This window comes from Algoriphagus sp. 4150 (assembly GCF_031457395.1).
Lineage (GTDB): Bacteria > Bacteroidota > Bacteroidia > Cytophagales > Cyclobacteriaceae > Algoriphagus.
The window spans coordinates 214,355-234,720 of the sequence record NZ_JAVDWS010000005.1 but is presented as its reverse complement, the minus strand read 5'-3'; the positions used below and the strand labels follow the sequence as shown (position 1 = coordinate 234,720).

16 protein-coding genes are annotated in these 20,366 nt (G+C 43.2%); all 16 read right to left on the bottom strand.

From position 1 onward, the window contains the following. Positions 1–26: 26 nt before the first annotated feature. Positions 27–1,013: a Gfo/Idh/MocA family oxidoreductase gene (locus tag J2X69_RS09825; protein WP_310102315.1), complete on the bottom strand. Its 987-nt coding sequence runs from the start codon at positions 1,011–1,013 to the stop codon at positions 27–29. 215 nt (positions 1,014–1,228) lie between these two features. Then, entirely contained in the window at positions 1,229–3,187 is a 1,959-nt protein-coding gene (locus J2X69_RS09820; protein WP_310102311.1) for a hypothetical protein, read from the bottom strand. Positions 3,188–3,191: 4 nt separating this feature from the next. After that, entirely contained in the window at positions 3,192–4,256 is a 1,065-nt protein-coding gene (locus J2X69_RS09815; RefSeq protein WP_310102308.1) for a dihydrodipicolinate synthase family protein, read from the bottom strand. Then, positions 4,256–5,272 (bottom strand): NAD-dependent epimerase/dehydratase family protein, encoded by a 1,017-nt coding sequence (locus J2X69_RS09810; RefSeq protein WP_310102305.1) that lies wholly within the window; start codon positions 5,270–5,272, stop codon positions 4,256–4,258. The genes J2X69_RS09815 and J2X69_RS09810 overlap by 1 nt, the downstream gene beginning before the upstream one ends. A gap of 25 nt (positions 5,273–5,297) precedes the next feature. Beyond that, positions 5,298–6,509: an Nramp family divalent metal transporter gene (locus J2X69_RS09805; protein ID WP_310102300.1), complete on the bottom strand. Its 1,212-nt coding sequence runs from the start codon at positions 6,507–6,509 to the stop codon at positions 5,298–5,300. Beyond that, the gene (locus tag J2X69_RS09800; RefSeq protein WP_310102297.1) at positions 6,506–8,005 is read right to left on the bottom strand and encodes a PQQ-dependent sugar dehydrogenase; all 1,500 of its coding nucleotides are present in this window, start codon (positions 8,003–8,005) and stop codon (positions 6,506–6,508) included. The genes J2X69_RS09805 and J2X69_RS09800 overlap by 4 nt, the downstream gene beginning before the upstream one ends. Next, positions 7,992–9,473, bottom strand: a complete 1,482-nt coding sequence (locus tag J2X69_RS09795) for a BNR-4 repeat-containing protein (protein WP_310102294.1) — start codon at positions 9,471–9,473, stop codon at positions 7,992–7,994. Before J2X69_RS09795 ends, J2X69_RS09800 begins: the two co-directional genes overlap by 14 nt. Positions 9,474–9,888: 415 nt before the next feature. Beyond that, a complete protein-coding gene (locus J2X69_RS09790; RefSeq protein ID WP_310102290.1) occupies positions 9,889–11,352 on the bottom strand; it encodes a RagB/SusD family nutrient uptake outer membrane protein in 1,464 nt (487 codons plus the stop codon). Positions 11,353–11,362: 10 nt separating this feature from the next. Beyond that, positions 11,363–14,842, bottom strand: a complete 3,480-nt coding sequence (locus J2X69_RS09785) for a TonB-dependent receptor (RefSeq protein WP_310102287.1) — start codon at positions 14,840–14,842, stop codon at positions 11,363–11,365. Positions 14,843–14,992: 150 nt separating this feature from the next. Further along, a complete protein-coding gene (locus J2X69_RS09780) occupies positions 14,993–16,012 on the bottom strand; it encodes a FecR domain-containing protein (RefSeq protein ID WP_310102285.1) in 1,020 nt (339 codons plus the stop codon). 100 nt (positions 16,013–16,112) lie between these two features. After that, entirely contained in the window at positions 16,113–16,733 is a 621-nt protein-coding gene (locus tag J2X69_RS09775) for a sigma-70 family RNA polymerase sigma factor (RefSeq protein WP_310102283.1), read from the bottom strand. Between the two features lie 172 nt (positions 16,734–16,905). Next, positions 16,906–17,985: an acyl-CoA desaturase gene (locus J2X69_RS09770; RefSeq protein WP_310102280.1), complete on the bottom strand. Its 1,080-nt coding sequence runs from the start codon at positions 17,983–17,985 to the stop codon at positions 16,906–16,908. Positions 17,986–18,052: 67 nt separating this feature from the next. Continuing rightward, positions 18,053–18,238, bottom strand: coding sequence for a general stress protein CsbD (locus J2X69_RS09765; protein ID WP_310102277.1), 186 nt, complete (start codon positions 18,236–18,238; stop codon positions 18,053–18,055). A gap of 231 nt (positions 18,239–18,469) precedes the next feature. Next, positions 18,470–18,649: a hypothetical protein gene (locus tag J2X69_RS09760; RefSeq protein WP_310102274.1), complete on the bottom strand. Its 180-nt coding sequence runs from the start codon at positions 18,647–18,649 to the stop codon at positions 18,470–18,472. Between the two features lie 19 nt (positions 18,650–18,668). Then, positions 18,669–19,019, bottom strand: a complete 351-nt coding sequence (locus tag J2X69_RS09755; RefSeq protein ID WP_310102271.1) for a cupin domain-containing protein — start codon at positions 19,017–19,019, stop codon at positions 18,669–18,671. Positions 19,020–19,488: 469 nt separating this feature from the next. Next, a complete protein-coding gene (locus J2X69_RS09750) occupies positions 19,489–20,049 on the bottom strand; it encodes a helix-turn-helix domain-containing protein (protein WP_310102267.1) in 561 nt (186 codons plus the stop codon). Positions 20,050–20,366 lie beyond the last annotated feature (317 nt).

Here is a 20,366-nt window from a genome sequence, read left to right as displayed (position 1 = left end):
TTTAGTTTTTGACCGGAAAAAAAGCACTATATCCTACACACAACCTCCGCTCCTCCTTTTCTTTTACTCAAATCAGCGGCCTCCATAAAAGCATAAATCTCCAAGGTTTCTTTATAATCCACCGGGGAGATTTTAGTCCTGAAAAAAAGCGCGATTTCCTTAGCCAATCCTTCGTATCCATCAAACGGACCCAGATTAAGATTTCCCTCAGTTCCAAAGGCTGTTCCTCCATAATCGTGAATACCATTACGCATTCCCCTGAACGTGCCTATTCTCCCATCTTTCCATTTTCCCACGACCAAGTCCACTTCCGGTGAGCTTATCCTCTGCACCGACTTACAGCCGGGCCCCATTACGGAAAACAGAATTTCTACCCCATGAATCCCGTACCAAAATAAGTCAGTATGGCTTGGTTCAGTTTCAGCCGGGCTGAACGCATCACAGCCTAAGACTTTGCCTATTTTATCCTCATTCCTGACAGCATTTACATTGCTCTGATACCTCAGGGAGGAAGCTGAAAAGACCGGAATCCCCTCATCGATTGCCTCCTCATAAATTTTCTTCACATCATCATAACGTGCAGCAACAGGCTTATCAATAAAAACAGGTTTTTTTGCCTTGAAAACTTTCCTTGCTTGTTCTAAGTGCATTGTCCCATCGTTTGTTTCCAGCAGCACCACATCTACTTCTTCGAGAAGTTCCTCGATTGAGTTGGCGATAGTGACACCCCACTCACGAACTTCCTCGATATAACCGGGTATCCTTTCCACACTGGATGAGATATCCCTGCTGCCAAAGGGATATGCTGATACCACTCTAAATCCTTCAAACTCTTTTTTTGGAGCAGTTGCATTAAATAATTTCGTGAAAGCCACTGAATGCGAAGTGTCCAGACCAATGATACCGATCCTGACGGGCTTCTCTTCAAATGGAAGCGCTGCGGAGAAATTGACACTCGCTCCAACTCCCAAAACAGCAGTTTTTTTTATGAATTTTCTTCTGGAGAAATGCATGTGGATTATTATCTAAATGGTTAAAAAAGGAAAATGATTATCCTCAAAGATGTCAGTAGCTTTATTGGCTGGAAGACCGATGACGGATGACCGAAGTGGCCTTGACCTAGTGTTTTCCGAATCCTATGATGCTTTTATTGTTTTACTGGTAGAAAAGCGGATACACATAAAAAGGAAATAAAGTTACCATCAATAACATTATTTCCTTATAAATTTCATGGCTTAAACGACCATAGATCCGTCCCCCTTCTGAAGAATAGTGTCCCTGCCTCATCCATCACCAGCAAGCCCGCTTCATTGGAAAGCTCCGTAAATGACAATGTCAGCGGATCAATCCTGAACAACTTCTTATTGTCCGTCCCATAAATATTTCCATCCGGGTGCAATACCAAAAAAGCGCTTCTCCAGATATGGCTCTTAAACTCCGGGAAATCATATAAGCGATGTGTATCTACCACTTTCTTTTGAATCGGATCAAACCTGAAAAGCGTACCATCCCCCATTCCCCAGATATTACCATCAGGGCCTTTTATTAAACCGGTCAATGCAGAAGCACCCGGTACCGGAACAAGCTGAAAGAGAGTCTCCCCTGTCTCCGCATCCCAACCTGCCAGTACAGCTTCCTCTGTGGTAGGTTTCACACCCAATCCTCCGGAAATGGTGGTACCCACTAACAGGTATTCCCCTGCATCGCACAATCCTGCTATCGCCTGGGACTCCACGGGGCTACTATGACTGTGGAGTTGATTGCTGATCAGGTCAAAGGTGACCAGGGCTCCACCCAATTTACCGTATTCCGGAATCATCCCAAACACCATCTTATTTTTTGCAGGGAGGCTTACATGGGCAAAGGCTCTGCTTTGATCAGGTATTTGCCCAAGTTTCTCCGGGTTGCCTTGCTTTGGATCCCAAGGATTCTTGGTATCGTACACATAAAATTTGCCTTTGGGATAAACTCCAAAGAAAATCCTGTCCCCCTGAAAAGACATTCCTTCCGTCTGATCCAATCCCGGCAAAAAGGCATGTGCACCCGTCAGGGGATCAAATGTGGCATTTCCACCGGCCAAGTACCCTCCGGACCAAATTTTACCATCCGGGCCATAAAGTAAAGACTGGATTGGAATAGGCTGCCCCGGCACCTTAAGCTTGTTTTTTTCGAGTTGTCCGCTCGCCGGATCATACTTGACCAAATTCGCCCCGGAAGTCAATAAATAAACACTCCCGTCCTTTCCTACCTTAAAGGCATTCGCCGTCCCCACTTCTTCTCCCAAGACTTCCGAACTTGATTCGGGGTAGGCTGGATCAAAACGCTTCAGAGAAGAACCTGAGGTGTAAAAAACCCCATCTCCACCGGGAAGCCCAACAATAGAACGCATATCCATTTTCTCTATTTCCTGTTCGAACTCCCCTGTCTTCAGATTATAAACGAGCGTAACACTGCCATTCGTGAGCAGGATAAACAGACGGTCATTCCCGTCTATTCCCGGCACCACTTCCAGTCCATAGACGAATTCATAGTTCTTGTATTTTTCCGGTAGAAGCTCCCGCTTTTCTCCTGTCCTCGGATTGATTTCAATCAAATGAGCCCGTGATCCCACCCCTGCGTACAGCATGTCTGCTTTGGGATAGTAAGCAATACTCCGCACATAGTTTTCACTTGCTACCAAAGGGCCTTTCCCTACGTCTGAAAAACCGTCATCAGGATGATACCTAAATACCCTACAACCTGGATATGTGGCTCCGAAGACCTCACCATCCTTGCCCGCTGTCATATTCCAAAGGTAAGTTTCACCCTCCAACGCTATCCCCAAGTCCTTTACTTCCTGCGTGCCGGGCACATGGGAAAATATCGTCCCATCCGCTCCGGGGATATAAAGCGTCCCATCTGAAGACTGTGCCATATCCCAAACCCCGTCTGCTTCCCCCAGCGGAAGATCCACTTGTAGGGATTTTGTATCAAGATCATAAGCGAGCAGATGAGCCGGTTCTCCCCTGACCACGGTATAGATCAGCTCCGAACCATTTTTGTCCTCAACAAAAACACTTCCCTGAATCATGGAGGCGAACAATTGCGGGCCATGATTTTTGAATTGTGCCGTATCTACCTGAGAAAAGCCACTGGAGCAATTGATCAAGCAGCTAATACCTACTGCAAGTTTTAAAAGAGATTTCATCTGTTTAGCCTCTATCGTTTTTTAAGAACTCCCTGACAAATAAATCATCGTTCAGATCGGGATAGTCCTGATACACACGTTGTATTTCTTCCAGCTGCCCTTCCGAAAGTACCTCGTTTGGATTCAGACAATGAATGCTGCCAAGCAAATCCTGATTTTTCAACATCGTGTGCATTCCCGGAATACAGCCATGAAACAGATGCGCAGGGTCAAACATCGCCGCATTTACATCCGTGATTTCCACGCCCTTGGACAGGAGTCTTGCCCAATCAGCGGCAGTCCCCCGGGACTTGCAGTGCTTCACTTCTTCCAGCAGCTGTACTGCCTTATGCGTCCAGACCGCCCAGTGCCCCAACAGTCCACCGACAAACTCTTTCTCAACGATCTTCCCTTCCACATTAAAGCGATAGTTCGTAAGTAGATCAGCCACAATATTGTCGTCATTTCCCGTGTACATGGCGATTACCTCCGCACGGGAACTAGTACAGACTGCACGCATCACGTCCAGCGTTTGGTAGCGGTTAAAAGAAGCACATTTGATGGCTTCTACATTTTCTATTTCAGCGAACTGTCTCCAGAAGTCATAACTAAAAATCCTGCCCCCTACAGAGGGCTGCAGGTAAAAGCCGAAAACCGGAATCACAGCAGCCACTTCCTTCACTCTGGACAATATTTCCTGCTCTGTCCATCCCTTTAATCCACCCATGCTGAGTAAGCCCATATCATACCCATAATTTACCGCGAGTGTTGCTTCTGAAACTGCCTGGGCTGTATCTCCACAGATTCCGGCAATCTTAAGATAGGGACGATCCAAGTCTGCGGAAACAATTTCTTCGGATGCCCATTTCAATACCGTTTCGTATAGGTTGTGCTGCGGCTCCCGAATTTCGAATTGGGTGGAGTGCACCCCAACAGCAACCCCGCCTGCTCCACTGGCGGCATAGTACCTGGTGAGTTTTCTTTGCCTTTTCTCATCTATAGTTCTATCCTCTTTCAAAGCCAAAGGATGTGCAGGGATTACTGTACCCAGCATCAGATGTTGCTTTAATTCCTTATCAAGTAATTTCATCAAAACTTCCCTCCTCTCTCTTGAAAATGGGTGGGTTTTCCGAAGTCATCCCCTCCTTGCAACAGCCAGCTTGCGGTTATTTCAATGATTTCTCTTGGAGTCACTTTGGGGTATCCAAAAAGGCGATGGCATTCCGAGGCATTATTCAATAAGGCCGTCCCCGCAGGCTCATTGACGAATTTGGGACGCTTGTTGAAAAGTGTACCAAACTGTGAGGCAATCCAACGCACGGATAAGATTTCCGGACCGGTGACATTGAGCAATTTTGCCGGTGAGCTTGTATGAAGAAGTGACCGCAAGGCTATTTCATTGGCATCTTTCTGCCAGATCACATTGACATTTTCGGTACTTAAATCAATCTCCTTTTCGTGCAGCACTGATTTAGCCAGTTCCAGCATAATTCCATACCGAAAGTCCACGGCATAGTTCAGTCTGTAAATAAGCATGGGCGTTTGATTGGCTTTGGAGAAATACTCAAATATTCTTTCCCTTCCCAAGCAGGACTGGGCATATTCCCCTAAGGGCTCAGGCACGGTTTGTTCCGTCGCTCCTCCCGAAGTTACTGGAACATAAGGCAGCACATTTCCGGAGGAAAACACCACCAGATTGGAGTTTTTGAACTTCTCGGCAACCCTACCCGGCAAATATGTATTCATGGCCCAAGTGAACCCTTCATTCCCGGTAGTGCCGAATTTATTTCCTGCCAGGTATATAATATTGGCTACCTGAGGCAAACTTTGCAGCTCGGTATCATCCAGAAGATCGCAGGTGATGGTTTCTACCCCCACCTCTTCCAAAGCAATCTTTGACTTGCTATCCGAAAATCTGGAGACCCCATATACCCGTTTGGACAGTCCGGCGGCTTTAATGGAATCTACAGCCAGCTTACCCATGCTCGGCCCCATTTTCCCGCCTATACCCAGCAGCATAATGTCCCCCTCTATCCGGGACATATCCGCAATCAAAGCTTCCGATGGAACGGTCAATTCCTGTTCTAATGCTTCTAAATTTGTCATTGCTATCGATTAGTTGTTCTAAATTCTATTTGATAAAAAGCTCATTGAAGTTCCATACTGCAAGAGCCACCAAAAGCACCAAGCCTATCGCCCCAGTGACTTTTGAAAAAGTGGAGTTCACCCGCTCTCCCATCAATTGCTTGTCATTTGCTACCACATACATGGCAACGCCTATAAATGGAACAAGAAAAATTGTAACACTTTGGGCGAAGATGATCAGTTCTAAAGGGAGCTTTCCAAAGCACAGAGAGATAGCTGCCCCACATGCCATTACCAAGGCTATCAAACCTCTGACTTTCCCCGAACTCAAGCCGCTTCCAAATCCCATGGCATCTCCCAATAAACTTCCTCCTACCGTCGCATTACCGATAAGAGAAGAGAATGAGGCTCCAAAAAGTCCCGCTAGAAACAAATAAGCGGCAGCCGAGCCAAATAAGGGCTCAAGCGCTTTGGACATTTCAGAAGCGGAGTTCACCTGAATTCCCTGTGGATTCAAAACCGCTGCTGCACAGATGATGACCACCGCACTCATCACTCCCAAAATGAGAATGCCTGTAATACTGGTATTGTTATCGGGCTTATCTGTCTTGGTTTTATTTCTCTCCTGAACCAAGTATGACTGGTAAAACGCCCCGACAATTGAAAAGCAGGAGGCTACGAAGGCTATTAAAATCGCCTCAGAGCCGGCAGGAATGCTTGGCACAAAGCCTGAGGTAATTTGGGTGAAGTCAGGTTTGATAAGCACCAATGTGGTCATGAAAGACAGTAGCATCAATGCAACAAGGGTAATCATCAGTTTTTCCAGTGTTTTATAGAAACTCCTAAAAAACAACAGGCTCATTCCTGCCAGGTTAAATACCAAAACCCAAATCCAGCTGTCAGTATGTGTAGCTTCAGCCACGGCAATCCCAACACCAATTGAATTGCCGGCCTGAAAAGAGGTAGTTACCAGAAAAACCCCCATTCCTATAATGATTCCTACAGTTCTTCCCCACTTTTGTCTGATCTGGGTAAGCAAGGTAAGTGAACTGCTAAGTCCTATTCTCGCTCCCATATCCGTAAACACAAGCATAAAAAAAATCGCCACTACTACCAGCCATAGTGTATCATAACCATATACAGCCCCCAGCTTGGAGGTAATCGTCATCTTACTCGGGCCAAAGACCAAGGCTGCGGTAATTATTCCGGGCCCAAGACTCTTCAGTGCCTGCTTAAGTTTATTTTGTTCTATACTCATCTGCTTTGTTTGATTAAGTCATGGGAAATACTAGTTGGACTACTTGCCCATTCATCTCTGATATAGTTGAGGATTTCAGCAACTTCACTATCGCTCAGAAAAGCAAAACTTGGCATCTGCTGCCCACTTTCTGATCTTCCGGATCCTTTAAGCACCACATCGATCAACTTAGCGGGATCTCCATTAATCAATCCCGATGCTTTTAAAGAGGGAAACACATCCCGTACGCCCGCCCCATCTTCCTTATGACAAGAAGCACAATAGCTGAGGTACAGATCCTTTCCGTTCTGAGCTAGAGCCTGCTGTGCATTTACAGGGATTAATGGAGTCGAAGACACTTCATTGGCAGGGCTGATTTTTAATACCTTATCATCTCCGTCCAGCGGAAATCCAGGCTGGGGATTCCAGTCCAGGTTACTGGTGCTCAGGTAGATTTCGCCATGGGCACCGGATACTACATCACGAAGTCTTCCGTAGTGGTTTTCAAAGAGTATTTCTTCGCCTGTAATTTCGTCCCCGGTCCCATTCAGAAATAGAATCCGCAGGCTTTTGCCTTTAAGGGTTGTCAACAGCAAAGAATTACGCCATTCAGGAATAGCAGAAGAACCATAATAGGTAATGCCTGAGGGAGCAATAACAGGTGTCCATGATCTTAAGGGCTCCAACGTATTGTTGTTTTCGGCAAAATCCCGCTCATTTTCGAGGTCATGTTTACCTTCTATGTGAGGCCAGCCATAATTTCCTCCTTTTTGGATCAAGTTTACTTCATCCTCGATCGCATCTCCATGCTCGGAGGTATACAGGAACCCCTTTGACGAAAAAGCAAGTCCCTGCATATTTCTAAATCCCAATGCCCAGACATAGCTTTCAGGATCCGGATTATCTTCCGGAATACTTCCATCTTCATTCATCCTGAGAATTTTCCCGTTCAGGATCCGGGCATCTTGGGCATAAGTAAAGTCATGTACATCACCTGTAGCCCAATACAGCTTTCCATCGGGACCAAAAGCCAATCTTGACCCATTATGGGATGTTCCCCCTTCAATTTCAAGCAAAGGAAAAGGCTGAACCAAAGAATCACTTTCGTAGGTATAGCGAACAAGACGGCTAATAATCCCGCTGTCGCTTCTCGCAGTGTAGTTGAGATACACATAGGGGAATTTCTTAAAGTCCTTATGTACTGCCATTCCCAACAGACCCGAAGTACGTTCTTGCCAGACATCCGATAACTGTAGAAGGTTTTGTTGGGCTCCCGTTTCCGGATTCACCCGGGACACTTTCCCTTTTTGCTCGGCGACCCAGAGAAACCCCGTATCATCCATCTCTAAATCCCACGGAACTTCCAGACCCGATGCCAACACCTCCACTTTTAGTCTTGATTCATCCAGTAGAACACTGTCGAGCCGCTTCAAGGAATACCTATTTTGCTGCTCACAGCCAAGTATCGATACCAGTATCAACAAGGCTCCCAGATGTTTTCCTTTACTTATCATCATGAGCTGAGATTAATTCAGGCTTTGCAAATTGCCCTTCCATTTTTGCAGGCAGCAGGTAGACATTACCCTCCCGGTCACAGAAATAAAGATTTGAAACTGACTTTTCCCGGCCGTGGCCATCTGCCCAGAAAGCATAGAACTCCTCATTTACATGCACCGGCTTTCTGGCGTAAGAGTGATTATATCTACTTTTTTGTGTGAGTTGCTTGCTTGACCAGGTCTTGCCTTGATCCATGCTAGTCCAGAGAACCATCTCTCCTCCGGTGTTAAATTTTTGAGGCCCTGAGGCGGTAGGCCCAATTATTCGCCATATTCCCTGCTCATCAATGTATAGGGAACCCATGTCGTAATTGTTGTCAGAGGAAGTTACAGGCAAAATCTCCCAATCTTCTCCTGTAAATCTGGCGGTAAACCAGTCTCTTGGGCCATTTTCAGGCCCTGCTTCGTACCCCTTAGTGGTGAGGTACAAGATGACAGGTCTGTCTTGACCATCATATTCCAAGTCATTGATGTAAACCAGTAATCCCTCAGTCTGGTAATCTTTAACCAGCGCTTCATTTTGACTGGTTCTCAGCGGAATTTCTATCTTTTGCCCTTTCGCATTTGTCCAGCTTTTACCAAAATCAGCTGTTTGTAGGTAATATAGATTCGTCCTGAAATTGAGGCCATTACCTTCTTTGCGGTAAGGATGGAAATTAAATGAAGTACCCAGTATCTTCCCGGATTGTGCACTAGTCTGATAATGTCCCTCTTCTATGGCAGCGATATCTTTCCATGAGGAATAATGTTCCCCATCCCGGCTGGTCATAAAACCAATCGTTCTTCTTGGCTTATCCGGCTGGTCGGGGATCACTCCTGTCTGATAGTGGGTAAACAAGTTGATAAATCCCTTTTTTGGCTGATACCAACTTTGGAGGTAGGAAAAATTATCCATTTTCACTGCCTCTCCATGCTCAATTTTGTCGGCAAACACCTGTTCAAACTCCGAAATATCGTATGGCCTTTTGCTTTTATGTACATAGGAAGGACTCAAAGTTCCATTTGCCGTGGAGAAAAGCCAGATATAGCCTTCTTTGTCAATGTTCATGACAGGATTATCGTGAGCATTGTCCGTTTCCTTGTCCAACACAATAGTCGGTCTGGGAACCTGCCCTGTACTATGGTCAAAATATGAAATCATGTGATAGAGTGTGTTGCCCCCCGGATCCGCCCCCCCATAGCAAAAAAAAGTCTTGTTTACTTTCTTGGAATAGACTGAAAACGGGTAATGGTTTGCCGGATAAGTAGCCAGCCCTCCGCTGTACTTGTAGACAAACTCATCGTTTGAGGGTTCATTGCTGTACCAGATTCCCCTATAGCCAGTATCCTGTTGGTTAAGAGTAGTTACCGTTTGGGCGAATGAGGTACTATTCGTCATCAGTACTGATAAAAAATAAATAGCCTTCACAAAATGTGTATTAGTTGTCATTTGAATTCTAGATTGATTCCTTCTTTTTTCGAAAGTTTAATACTCAGAGCGTCCAGAAAGTTTTCACAGCGGACACAGCTTAGTGGTAATGGGCAGGATGAACGTCATTCGTCATTGCGAGGAACGAAGCAATCTCTCCCAATGTAGCTAGACCGCCTCTTCTCCCCTCCTACCAATGGCGACATACACGATGCGGATAACTCAAATCATCCACTATCGGGGATGGGGGATGCCGTGTTATCCTGCTTCTCCAGAAGCTGGATATATTTTGCACTTTCATCCCCACTTTGAAATCCACTTCAGGAATACCTTCTCTGTGCCCAAGCCCATTTCATTGTTGAAAAAGAGCCTCCAGCCACCCCGGATATCGGGGTGGTCAGGAAACTTCAATTGTTACGCTATAGATTTATCTAAATCAGTATCCCGGGTTTTGCTCTATCACTCCCGGATTGATGTCTATCTGGCTTTGAGGTATAGGGAATAAGACATGATGGGACTGCATTCCCTTGTCAGACAATACATTCAATGCCTCATCAGTCCTAATCAGATCAAACCATCTGTGCCCTTCAAAGGCTAGTTCCACTCTCCGTTCTTTGGCCACCGCATCCCTGAATTCCTGTTGTGAGGTAATCAGGTATTCAGGACCGGAGGCAGAACTTGTCATCTCAGGGAGCCCTGCTCTTGACCTGATTTGGTTCAGCAGCACAAAAGCTTCTCCATCAGGCTGGAAGGAAATCTCATTAAGCGCTTCTGCATACATCAGCAGTACATCAGCATAGCGCAATACAATCCAATTATTGTCGCTGTCAAGGTAGGCAGCAGGGGTTCCCGAATACTTTAGGATATAGTTATGCATCACTTCATTGCCGTTCAATTGATAAGAAGTAGCCATAGAATATTCCTTTCGAAGGTCATTCTCCCCATACGCGGCATCCATATCTCCTGTAGGGATATTTTGACCCAATGGGTTACCCACAGCTACTACAGCGGTACCTGAACCAATTGGGGCAAATTGATTGGTGAAAGGGCTACCTTCTCCATTTGAGCTGCTACTGAACTGTACTTCAAAGATAGATTCGGCATTATTCTCATTAGTCGGACCAAAAATATCACCATAAGAATCCATCAACCGGTACCCTGTCTGACCTGACGCATCAATAACGTCCTTCAGCTTTTGAGAAGCAGCTTGCCAGTCTTTTCTGGTCAGATATACTTTGCCCAGCAGCGCCATGGCCGCTCCCTTTGTAGCTCTACCCGCTTCAGCGCTAGCATAGCTATAAGGAAGATCAGTTTCAGCGACAGTCAAATCAGCTATAATCTGTGCATAGACTTCCTCTACGGAATTGCGGGTAAACGCATATCCTTGCTCCGGGTTGGTAATCATCTGAAGTACAAGGGGGACATCTCCATAAATCCGTACCAGATTAAAATACAGCAATGCCCGAAGAAATTTAGCTTCGCCCACATAGCGTGCTTTAAGTTCTTCATCCATGGAAACCTCCACGATTTTGTCGATCACAATATTTGCAGCCTGAATTCCCTGATAATGGGCATTCCAGGTTGTGCTACTGATGGAATTAACGGCATCATTGGTGAAGTCATCCACTGCTTGCAGGTTTGCACCGGCATTGGGATTGGTGATTTCGGTATTGTCTGATCTCAATTCTCCGATCACGTGCATGGAAGAATAATAGGTTCCTCCATATTGTAAAGACCCATACACTGCCGTCAAGGCATTTTCCATATCTGAGGCTGTTTTATAAAAATTGGTGCTGTTCTCTTGGGATATGGGAGCCAAATCCAGAAAATCACTGTTGCATGCGCTCATCAGTATCACCAATAAGGCGCAAAGCGAGCTATATTTTAGTATATTTTTCATGAGAATACGTTTAGAAGCCTACATTTAAACCCAACATATATGTCCTTGCCAAAGGATATCCCCCTGCATCCACGCCGGGAACAAGAGGATTTCCGCCCTGGGCGGATACTTCCGGATTGAATCCTTCATACTTAGTAAACGTGTAAGCATTTTGAACCGTGAAATTCAAGCGGGCATTGGAAACTTTTATACGCTCCAACATCTTGGCAGGAAAGGTGTAACCCAACGTGATATTTCTTATTCTTAAGAAAGAACCGTCTTCTACAAACGCAGAGGTCACATTGTTGACAACATTGCTTCCTGCATAAGCATTGAAGTTTCTGTCTATCATTGGACTGGTCCCATCTCCCGGGTCAGCTTCAGATTTCCATCCATTAGCCGTGCTGCTTAGTACATTGTAGGTACCTGCATAATTTCCATAATATCTTCTGGCCAAATTGAGCACTTCAAACCCCTGTACTCCCTGAAGGGTAAAAGAAAAATCGATATTCTTATACGCAAATCTATTGGTCATACCATACGTAAAATCAGGGAAAGGGTCGCCTAGAATTGTTCTGTCTTCTGCATCTATTATACCGTCCCCATTCATATCGGCAAATTTCAATCTTCCCGGAATAGACTGAACAGTACCATCTCCATTCATAACCACCGCACTATTCTCTATATCTTCCTGATTCTGATACACTCCTATCACCTGATAGCCATAGAAGCTTCCAGGCACAGATCCGATTTGAGTAATGTGTGTGGGAGAGGAAGCTGAAGTTGCCTGTCGGGAAATGATTGGAGATCCGTCAGGCCCTAATGCCATGACTTCGATCTGGTTGAATGAAATATTAAAATCTGTAGTCCAACTGAAATCAGACACCAAATTTCTGCTAGTGAGGGTAAATTCTAAACCCTTGTTTTTTATTTCCCCTATGTTCTGAAGCGCATTGGTGTATCCTGTCAAGGTAGGTACAGGAACATTCAGCAAGAGATCTGAAGTTCGTTTGATGTAATAATCAGCAGACAGGTATATCCTATTCCGAAAGACCCCGAACTCCACTCCATAATCCATCTGCCGGTTTTTTTCCCAACCCAAAGCCGAATTTGGGATATTGGTCAGCCTTATACCATTGCTGATGCTTGTACCCAAAGGATAATTTTCTATTCCGGTCAATCCTATTGCTCCGTAATTACTTATAAAGTTATTTCCCGTCAATCCATAACTTGCCCGTAGCCTCAGTTCAGATAGCCATGGAACCTGCTTTAGAAAATTTTCTTCAGATAGCCTCCATCCCAGTGACACCGAAGGAAATGATCCCCAGCGATTGTCCGATCCGAATCTAGAAGAACCGTCTTGACGGAAAGTCGCAGTCAGAAGGTAGCGATCATCGTAGTTGTAGTTTATTCGCGCCAGAAAAGACAGCAAAGACCATTCTTCCTGAGTGTTCAGAGCTTGAGTAATCAGCCCCGCGGCATTTGTGGTTTTAATATTGTCATTGGCATAATTAGTCCCGGTAATCTGGCTGACTTCCAATGTTTCTTTTTGAACTGTGTATCCCAGAACAGCATCAAAGTTATGTTTGCCAAGTGTTTTGCCATAGCTCAAGGTAAATTCCGATAGCCAGTTTACAGTCTGTGCAGTATTATTGGAGCCTACCGCAGGCTTGGTGGGATTAACACTATTGGGGTTGATAATAGAAGAACTGAAAATATCCTCTCTAAAGCTTCTGATATCCGTGCCGACCAATGCTTTAAATTTAAGCTCATCGATCAGTTTCACTTCCGTAAACGCAGTACCCAGTAGTCGTAGGTTCTTTTGTTGGTGAAAATATTCTTTGGCGATTTTCACCGGATTATCTACTTCCGAAGTACCTATACCTAGCCCTGTTATTTGGGTATAATTACCTTCTGCATCATAGGGTGCCAAATGAGGACCTGCGGTGATAGCAGACTGGATTATCCCGCCACCTTGCCAATTCCCTTCGGCCAGTGACTGATTAGAGAAAGTATAGGAAGGAGTAATATTTGCGCCTACTTTTACCCTATCGTTCATCTGCGATTCTACATTTATCCGAAATGAATAGCGCTTGAGGTCGGAATTAATGATTACTCCTTCCTGCTCTAAATATCCACCTGAAACAAAATATTTGGTTTTCTCATTTCCGCCGGAAAAATTCAGCTGATAATCACTCATTCGGGCTGTACGGAATATTTCATCCTGCCAATCAGTACCTCTGCCTAATGCCGACGGATTTTCGAATCCTTCGGGAATCAAATACATGACATTCTGGATACGCTCTGAATTTGGATCAGAAGCTGATCTTCCAGGTCCTGAATTTACCCATGCATTATTTCTTGCTTCATTGACATAGGACGCAAACTCTGATGCATTTAATACATCCAAGGTCTTTTCCACCTGTTGAATACCTGTGTTTACATTAAACTCGATTTTCGCCATCCCTTCTCTGCCGGATTTAGTTGTAATCAGCACTACTCCATTGGATCCCCTTGACCCATAAATAGCAGTGGCAGAAGCATCTTTCAATACCTGTATATTATCTATATCGGCAGGATTAATCGTATTGAGGGGATTGTTTCGCTGATCAAAATCATTGGTGACAGGAAATCCGTCCACGACGTATAGCGGTTCATTTCCGGCACTGAGAGAACCCGCCCCTCTGATACGCACAGAAGATCCTCCTCCGGGAGCTCCCGTCGCCTGGGTGACCACAACCCCTGCCATTTTACCTGCCATGGCTTGGTCTACGCTGACTACGGGTTGGTCTTTGAGTTCCTCAGAGTTTATTGCACTGACTGCGCCCGTTATATCTTTCTTTTTAACAGTCCCATATCCTACTACCACCACTTCATCCAGAGAATTCTCTTCCTCTGTCAGGATCAGGTCAATTACCGTATCTGAACTTACAAGCACCTCATTTCGCTCATACCCAATAAATGAGAATAGCAATGTCTGGCCCGGATTGGCTTCGATGGAGTAGTTTCCGTCCAAATCTGTTACTGTTCCCGTGGTGGTTCCTTTTACCAAAACAGAGACCCCCGGCATAGGTTCTCCGGATGCATCTTTCACAGTTCCCGTGATTCTCTCAGCAAATTCTTCTTTTGCTACTAAGCGGTCAGCCAAATTTGCTTTTCTGACTACACTGATTGCATTGTTGACCTGCTTAAACCTGAGTTCAGTCTGCGTGGCGATGTGATAGAGATGTTTCTCTACACTTTCCGAGTCATTTAGATAAGAAATAGCCGAGTCTAAATCCACAGCAGCGTGTGTGTAGAAAAACTTGAATTCAGTCTTTTTCTCTATTTCATTAAAAAATTGAACCAGTGATCTTGGTTTTTTGTCCAATTTCAGAAAGACTTCATCAATGCTTTTTACTTGAGCTTTAGAGGTATTGGCCAATAAGGGATTGAGAGAAATGCAAAGAATAGCGAGCCCTCTGGCCAGTAGCTTAATAGACATGACTATTAATGGTAATATTTTTTTCATATGTTTGGATGATAAGTTGAAACATGATAATTCCCCAAGACGACAGTATGCAAATCTTGAATTCAGGGGTAGAGTGTTTTAATTTTCGCAGGAGCGTATTCGCAGTACGTTCCTGTTTTTTTGTCCTTAAGTGGATTTTCCCATAGGCCTCTAATTTAGTCTGATTATCACCTTTTTATCTTTTAATTCATAGCTAAAATCCAAGGATTCACCCAGCACAGTCAGGACATTCCGAAGACTTTCATCAGAATCAAAAGTCCCACTGGCAAGCTGTTTCTTCTTATTGCCCTGTACAGTTATTTTCACTCCGTACCACCTTTCTAGCCTGGCAGCCATCTGGTCCACAGTAGTGTTATTGAACTTTAAGACTCCCTTAGTCCACAGAATCATATCTTCTGCCTCAACAGGCATTTTATTCAGTTGGCTATCATTTCTGGACAATACAGATCCTTCTCCAGGATTGAGTTCAATGATATTTTCTGTGTCCAGCTGCTTGAGTTCCACCTTCCCGGTCAACAATGTGACAGCTACTCTACCATCGGTTTCAAATGTGTTTATATTAAAAGAAGTACCCAGTGCTTTGGTCACAATCCCATTAGACTCTACCGTGAAAGGATGCTTAGTATCTTTCGCTACTTCAAAAAATGCCTCACCCTCTAAAGAAATTGATCTATCCAGTTGAAAATTTGCCGGGTAAACAATCTTGCTTTCTGAGTTAAGGTAGACAGTGGAGCCGTCAGGGAGAATAACCTTGGTTTTCTGGCCAGCCGGATTGTATTTGCTGATCATCTTGGTATCCAGCAACTGCTCCTGATCCTGTGTAGTCCTATATTTATCACGATTGACAAAAAAGAGTGTGGAGCAGCCGATAATCAAAAATACCGCTGCTGCTCTCAGCCATGGGCCCCAAGCCTTCTTTTTGTGGTGAGTTTCCCTATGAAGGTACGGACGGGCGTAGTTGGATTTGTTATGATTGAGTTTTTTCCATACCGCTTTATTGTCCCAATTATAGTCTTCTGCTTTTAATTTACTTGACCATAGTTGAATGATCTCTGCAGATAAAAATTCATCAGCTTCCTGGCTTTCCAGAAAATCAAGCAATTCCTGAGCTTCTTCCTGCGAAAGCTTTCCTTCAAAAAAATCATTTATTTTCTTCGTGTAATCCATCATGACTGTGTTCTACTATATATAGCCACAGAAGTGGGGATCTACTCACATAGAGTTCAAAAAAAATTGGAATATTTAAGATTTTCCTTAGAAAGGAGTCGGATCAGCCCTCCAAAAACGAAGCAAGTATTGCTTTTAGACTGATTACCCAAACTCCTGTGGAAACAATCTCCAATTTTGCAAGTCCTTCTTTAAAGGATTTTGTAGCCCTGAAAATTTGGTTTTCCACCGTACGTTTGGAAAGATTGAGTGCCTCGGAAATCTCCGTTATAGACTGATTCTCCAGATGTCTCAACTTGAATATCTGCCGTTGGGCAGGAGGCAGTTTTTCGATTATCTCCAAAGACAGGTTATGAAATTCCGAGTAGATGAGATCACCGTCTGCACTGTAAGAGGAAACCGGCTTCAAAAGTGGAATCTGGTACTCTTTAAAGGCAAAAAAACGCGCTTCCTTCCTTACTTTTTTAATAACCAAAGATCGAAGGATAGCAATCATATAGGCGTTGATAGAAAGCTCAGGATCCAACTTCTGCCTATTTTTCCAGATTCTCAGAAAGACTTCCTGTACCACCCCTTCGGCATCTTCATGCCCAAGTCTCATCTTTCTGGATATAGCATAAATTTTCCCGGAAAACAATCCGTATAGTTTCTCAAAGCATGCCTCATCACCTTGGACAAGCCCGTTCACTACCTGTTTCAAAAAGGGAGAATCTATTGCTTCCAAAATCGGATTACCTTAATTAAATGCTACTAGTAAAGAATGTTGAGCAGTCGTGACTACCTATTTTCAACACCTAATTATATGATAATAATCTTTGAAAGACAAAAATCGGTTAATATTCAACCCATTCAGGTTAAATTATAATGAAATTTTGTATTAAAAACCAATTTAAGATTTAAGCCCTTCCAAGTTGTCTAAGCATCGTAATATGATCCCATAGAGCCGCTACAAATGTTTTTTTTACCATATACGGCACTTTGTATTCCCTGGCAGTTTGGGACACAATCAAGGATAATTCACGGTAATGTATATGGCAGATATTTGGAAACAGATGGTGCTCTACCTGAAAATTCAGTCCCCCTATTAGCCAAGAGAAAACTTTACTCTTAGGTGAATAATTACTTGTGGTGGCCAGCTGATGTACTGTCCAATCATTGGCAATAAGCCCATCCTTATCAGCCTTTGGAAAAACTGCATCGGGTATAATATGGGCTGTCTGAAAGACTAAGCTTATACAGATACCCGTGACAAAGTGCATACTGAAAAATGCCAATACAATAATCCATGCCGGCAGTGGCACCATAATCAAGGGCAGCACCAGCGCATATGAGTAATAGAGAAGTTTCCATCCCGTGATTTTCAACAGTTCTTTGCCAAATTCACCTTCCTTGTTGAAAAACCCCATATCCCTGTATCTTTTAACTCTTACAAAATCCTTCATAGTAATCCATGATACGGTAGAAAGGCCATAGAAGAACCAGATGTAGAGGTATTGAAACCGATGAATCCAATAGCGCTTGGCATTTGGAGAAAAGCGCAAGAAAAATGGCGCATTGATATCATCATCCCCTTCATCTACATTGGTATAGGTATGGTGGAGTACGTTATGCTGTATTCTCCATACACTTGCATTGGCCCCTATGAGATTCATGGTATATCCCACAAACTTATTCACCTGCTTACTCTTAGAATAAGATCCATGAATGGCATCATGCATTACCCCCATGCCCACTCCAGCCATCCCAAGACCACTGGTGATGTAAAACGCAAATATAAGCGCAGGGCTGGAAATCAATCCCGTGCTCATAATAATCAAGGGAACAAAGAATACCGAAAGCATAATAATGGTCTTGATCACCATGCTCCTATCTCCATAGATGGAAGTATTCGTCCCTTTGAAATATGCATTTACTCTATTTCGTAAAGTTTTTGAGAATTCTGAACTTCCCGATTTGTCAAATTTTAAATTTTTCATTGGTACTGTTTGTTATGTTACTTTTCCCATCCTTATCGGATGAGCGAATGCTCAGCCTTTGCTCTACTCAATAAGTCTGCAATTCTGCAAATAGCAATTGCAGCTCATCTTTGGTCTTTTTGAGTTTTTGAGAGAGTTTTTCGAGCATTCCTTCCCGTTGTCCTTCCTGAAACTCAAAATCAGCATCGTTTAAAATCGAATACCTCTGTTTGAGCATTACTTTTTGTTCCCTCCAGCTTCTTGTGATATTCATGGTATTTGTTCATTAATTGCTAAGTGATTACTTCAATCGGATCGAAGGAAGACTCCTTTGATGCTAGATTACCGTTCTGAGGAAGAAAATAGGTGTCAATTATCGTTGGGTTGGATTTATTGCGTGAGGCCTCTAAATCCAGTTTCTAAACTATTCAATGCCTCCATGCTCAAATTCGCCAATGACAGGATTGGAGGCTATCATTTGTGTAGTCATCAGCTGTTTATTTTTCTATCTATTGATTAACAATTCTCTTTCGAAAAGAGCTAATTCCTTTTTCATAGGAAAGTCAGCAAACGTACAGTAGTAGATTCCTGCATAATACTTCCTAATGATCAACTTGGTCTCAGGGTTTTTCTTATCATACACCAAATCACCTACCTCGAAATTACTGCCTTGTTGTAAGTCCATTATTTCTTAGGTTTTGAGTTTAAATGCTAACATCCTCATACCCACTTTTGATTACTGTGGACAACATTTTAAACTTGCTATTTGCCGTAATACGGTTCTTTGAGTGAGCAGGAATTATGATCAACTCACCCGCTTCTACCATATTCGATTTCTCTTCGATGATTATCTCAGCAATTCCATCAAGTATCTGTATGAGGTTGTCGAATGGAGATGATTTCGTCATCATCCCTTCTCCCGCATCAAATGATGAAACAGTAACCGTTCCGGTTTGCTTTGTCAAAATGGATCTAATTACCACTGATCCCGGCACATACTCGACTGAATCGATCAGCCTATGTGGAGTGGATTTCTCAAACTCTGCCTTTACCATAGTTAATTATCAAAGGGTGAAAACACCAAATACCTTAATCATCACTTCCTTTATCTTTCTTCTTTGCGGCTTTAGCAGCTCTTTTTTCTTTTAAATTTTTGGACGGGGCAGTTTTATCAGATTTGCTTTTACCTTCTTTTTCTTTAGACATGATCTTGTTTTTAGTGCTAATTAAGACTTCTAGTCCTATTTCCAAAAGTCTCATAAATCAAGTTGGAATGTGTTACACTAGACCGGCTAAAGCTTACATAAATCCCACATCTTAGGCAAGATGGGGTATAATCACCTCATTAACCGTTATTTTATATTGGGTTGAGTGAAATGCTTTCAGCATGAAAAATCAGCCTTTCAATTTTAGGTATTGAATCCTAAGCACCACATGAAATCAGGTATTATTATTAACTATGCGAGATCCCACCTGTCTAAAATACGGTATGCAGATCACGATTTTCAGAACAGGTTATAGCCTTTATATATCCTCGAGATTTTGCTTACGCTTATCTTTCAATTGCTTATAAAATGTAGGAGTAAGACCCGTAATTTTCTTGAATTGATTGGATAAATGTGCCACACTACTGTAATGCAGCCTGTAAGCAATTTCAGTCAAAGTCAGCTCATCATAGATCAGCAGTTCTTTTGCCCGCTCAATTTTATGAATGATGATAAACTGCTGAATGGTTAAGCCTTTCACTTCAGAGAAAATATTGGCCAAATAAGTATAGTCATACCCCAATTTTTCGCTGATATAATCAGAATAATTCAATTTGGGCAACTCCTCAGAGTAATGAATCATCTCGATGATGAGGTTTTTGATGCTCTCAATAATGATACTTCTCTTGTCATCCAATAGGTGCAATCCTGATTTTAACAAGTTCCTTTTTAACAAGGCTCTTTGTTCCGGACTGATATTTTCAAGAATTTCTACTACTCCCAGGTCAACCATTACATGATGAAGTCCCAGATTTTTCAATTCTTCCTTGACCATCATTTTGCAGCGCAAACTGACCATGTATTTGATGTATAGCTTCATGAGTTGGGAAATGAATTCAATTCGGAATTGACAGAGGCAAAGAACAATCGAAATCCCATTTCTGAGAGATAAATGAGTCGAATTAGGTTCTAAGGCTTAGGATGCCAAGTTACCCATTAAATATAAAAAAGCATCCATTACTACTTATTCACAAGACAAGTGAAAAAAAATTCCCCTAATGGAATACGCTTTTCTAAATAAGCAGTTGCCTGTTTATAGAAGATGAGGGATAACACTGAACTGTATTATCCTCAGTGCACCCTGAGGTTTTAAAAACTGCATAAAAAAATCGCAAACTTTCGTCTGCGATTCTTAAA

Bases quoted from the DNA above. Each gene is read 5' to 3' on its own strand.
- J2X69_RS09820 (WP_310102311.1), bottom strand. From the start codon at position 3,187: ATGAAATCTCTTTTAAAACTTGCAGTAGGTATTAGCTGCTTGATCAAT.
- J2X69_RS09765 (WP_310102277.1), bottom strand. From the start codon at position 18,238: ATGAATATCACAAGAAGCTGGAGGGAACAAAAAGTAATGCTCAAACAG.
- J2X69_RS09770 (WP_310102280.1), bottom strand. From the start codon at position 17,985: ATGAAAAATTTAAAATTTGACAAATCGGGAAGTTCAGAATTCTCAAAA.
- J2X69_RS09815 (WP_310102308.1), bottom strand. From the start codon at position 4,256: ATGAAATTACTTGATAAGGAATTAAAGCAACATCTGATGCTGGGTACA.
- J2X69_RS09785 (WP_310102287.1), bottom strand. From the start codon at position 14,842: ATGAAAAAAATATTACCATTAATAGTCATGTCTATTAAGCTACTGGCC.
- J2X69_RS09760 (WP_310102274.1), bottom strand. From the start codon at position 18,649: ATGGACTTACAACAAGGCAGTAATTTCGAGGTAGGTGATTTGGTGTAT.
- J2X69_RS09790 (WP_310102290.1), bottom strand. From the start codon at position 11,352: ATGAAAAATATACTAAAATATAGCTCGCTTTGCGCCTTATTGGTGATA.
- J2X69_RS09800 (WP_310102297.1), bottom strand. From the start codon at position 8,005: ATGATGATAAGTAAAGGAAAACATCTGGGAGCCTTGTTGATACTGGTA.
- J2X69_RS09825 (WP_310102315.1), bottom strand. From the start codon at position 1,013: ATGCATTTCTCCAGAAGAAAATTCATAAAAAAAACTGCTGTTTTGGGA.
- J2X69_RS09795 (WP_310102294.1), bottom strand. From the start codon at position 9,473: ATGACAACTAATACACATTTTGTGAAGGCTATTTATTTTTTATCAGTA.
- J2X69_RS09750 (WP_310102267.1), bottom strand. From the start codon at position 20,049: ATGAAGCTATACATCAAATACATGGTCAGTTTGCGCTGCAAAATGATG.
- J2X69_RS09805 (WP_310102300.1), bottom strand. From the start codon at position 6,509: ATGAGTATAGAACAAAATAAACTTAAGCAGGCACTGAAGAGTCTTGGG.
- J2X69_RS09780 (WP_310102285.1), bottom strand. From the start codon at position 16,012: ATGATGGATTACACGAAGAAAATAAATGATTTTTTTGAAGGAAAGCTT.
- J2X69_RS09810 (WP_310102305.1), bottom strand. From the start codon at position 5,272: ATGACAAATTTAGAAGCATTAGAACAGGAATTGACCGTTCCATCGGAA.
- J2X69_RS09755 (WP_310102271.1), bottom strand. From the start codon at position 19,019: ATGGTAAAGGCAGAGTTTGAGAAATCCACTCCACATAGGCTGATCGAT.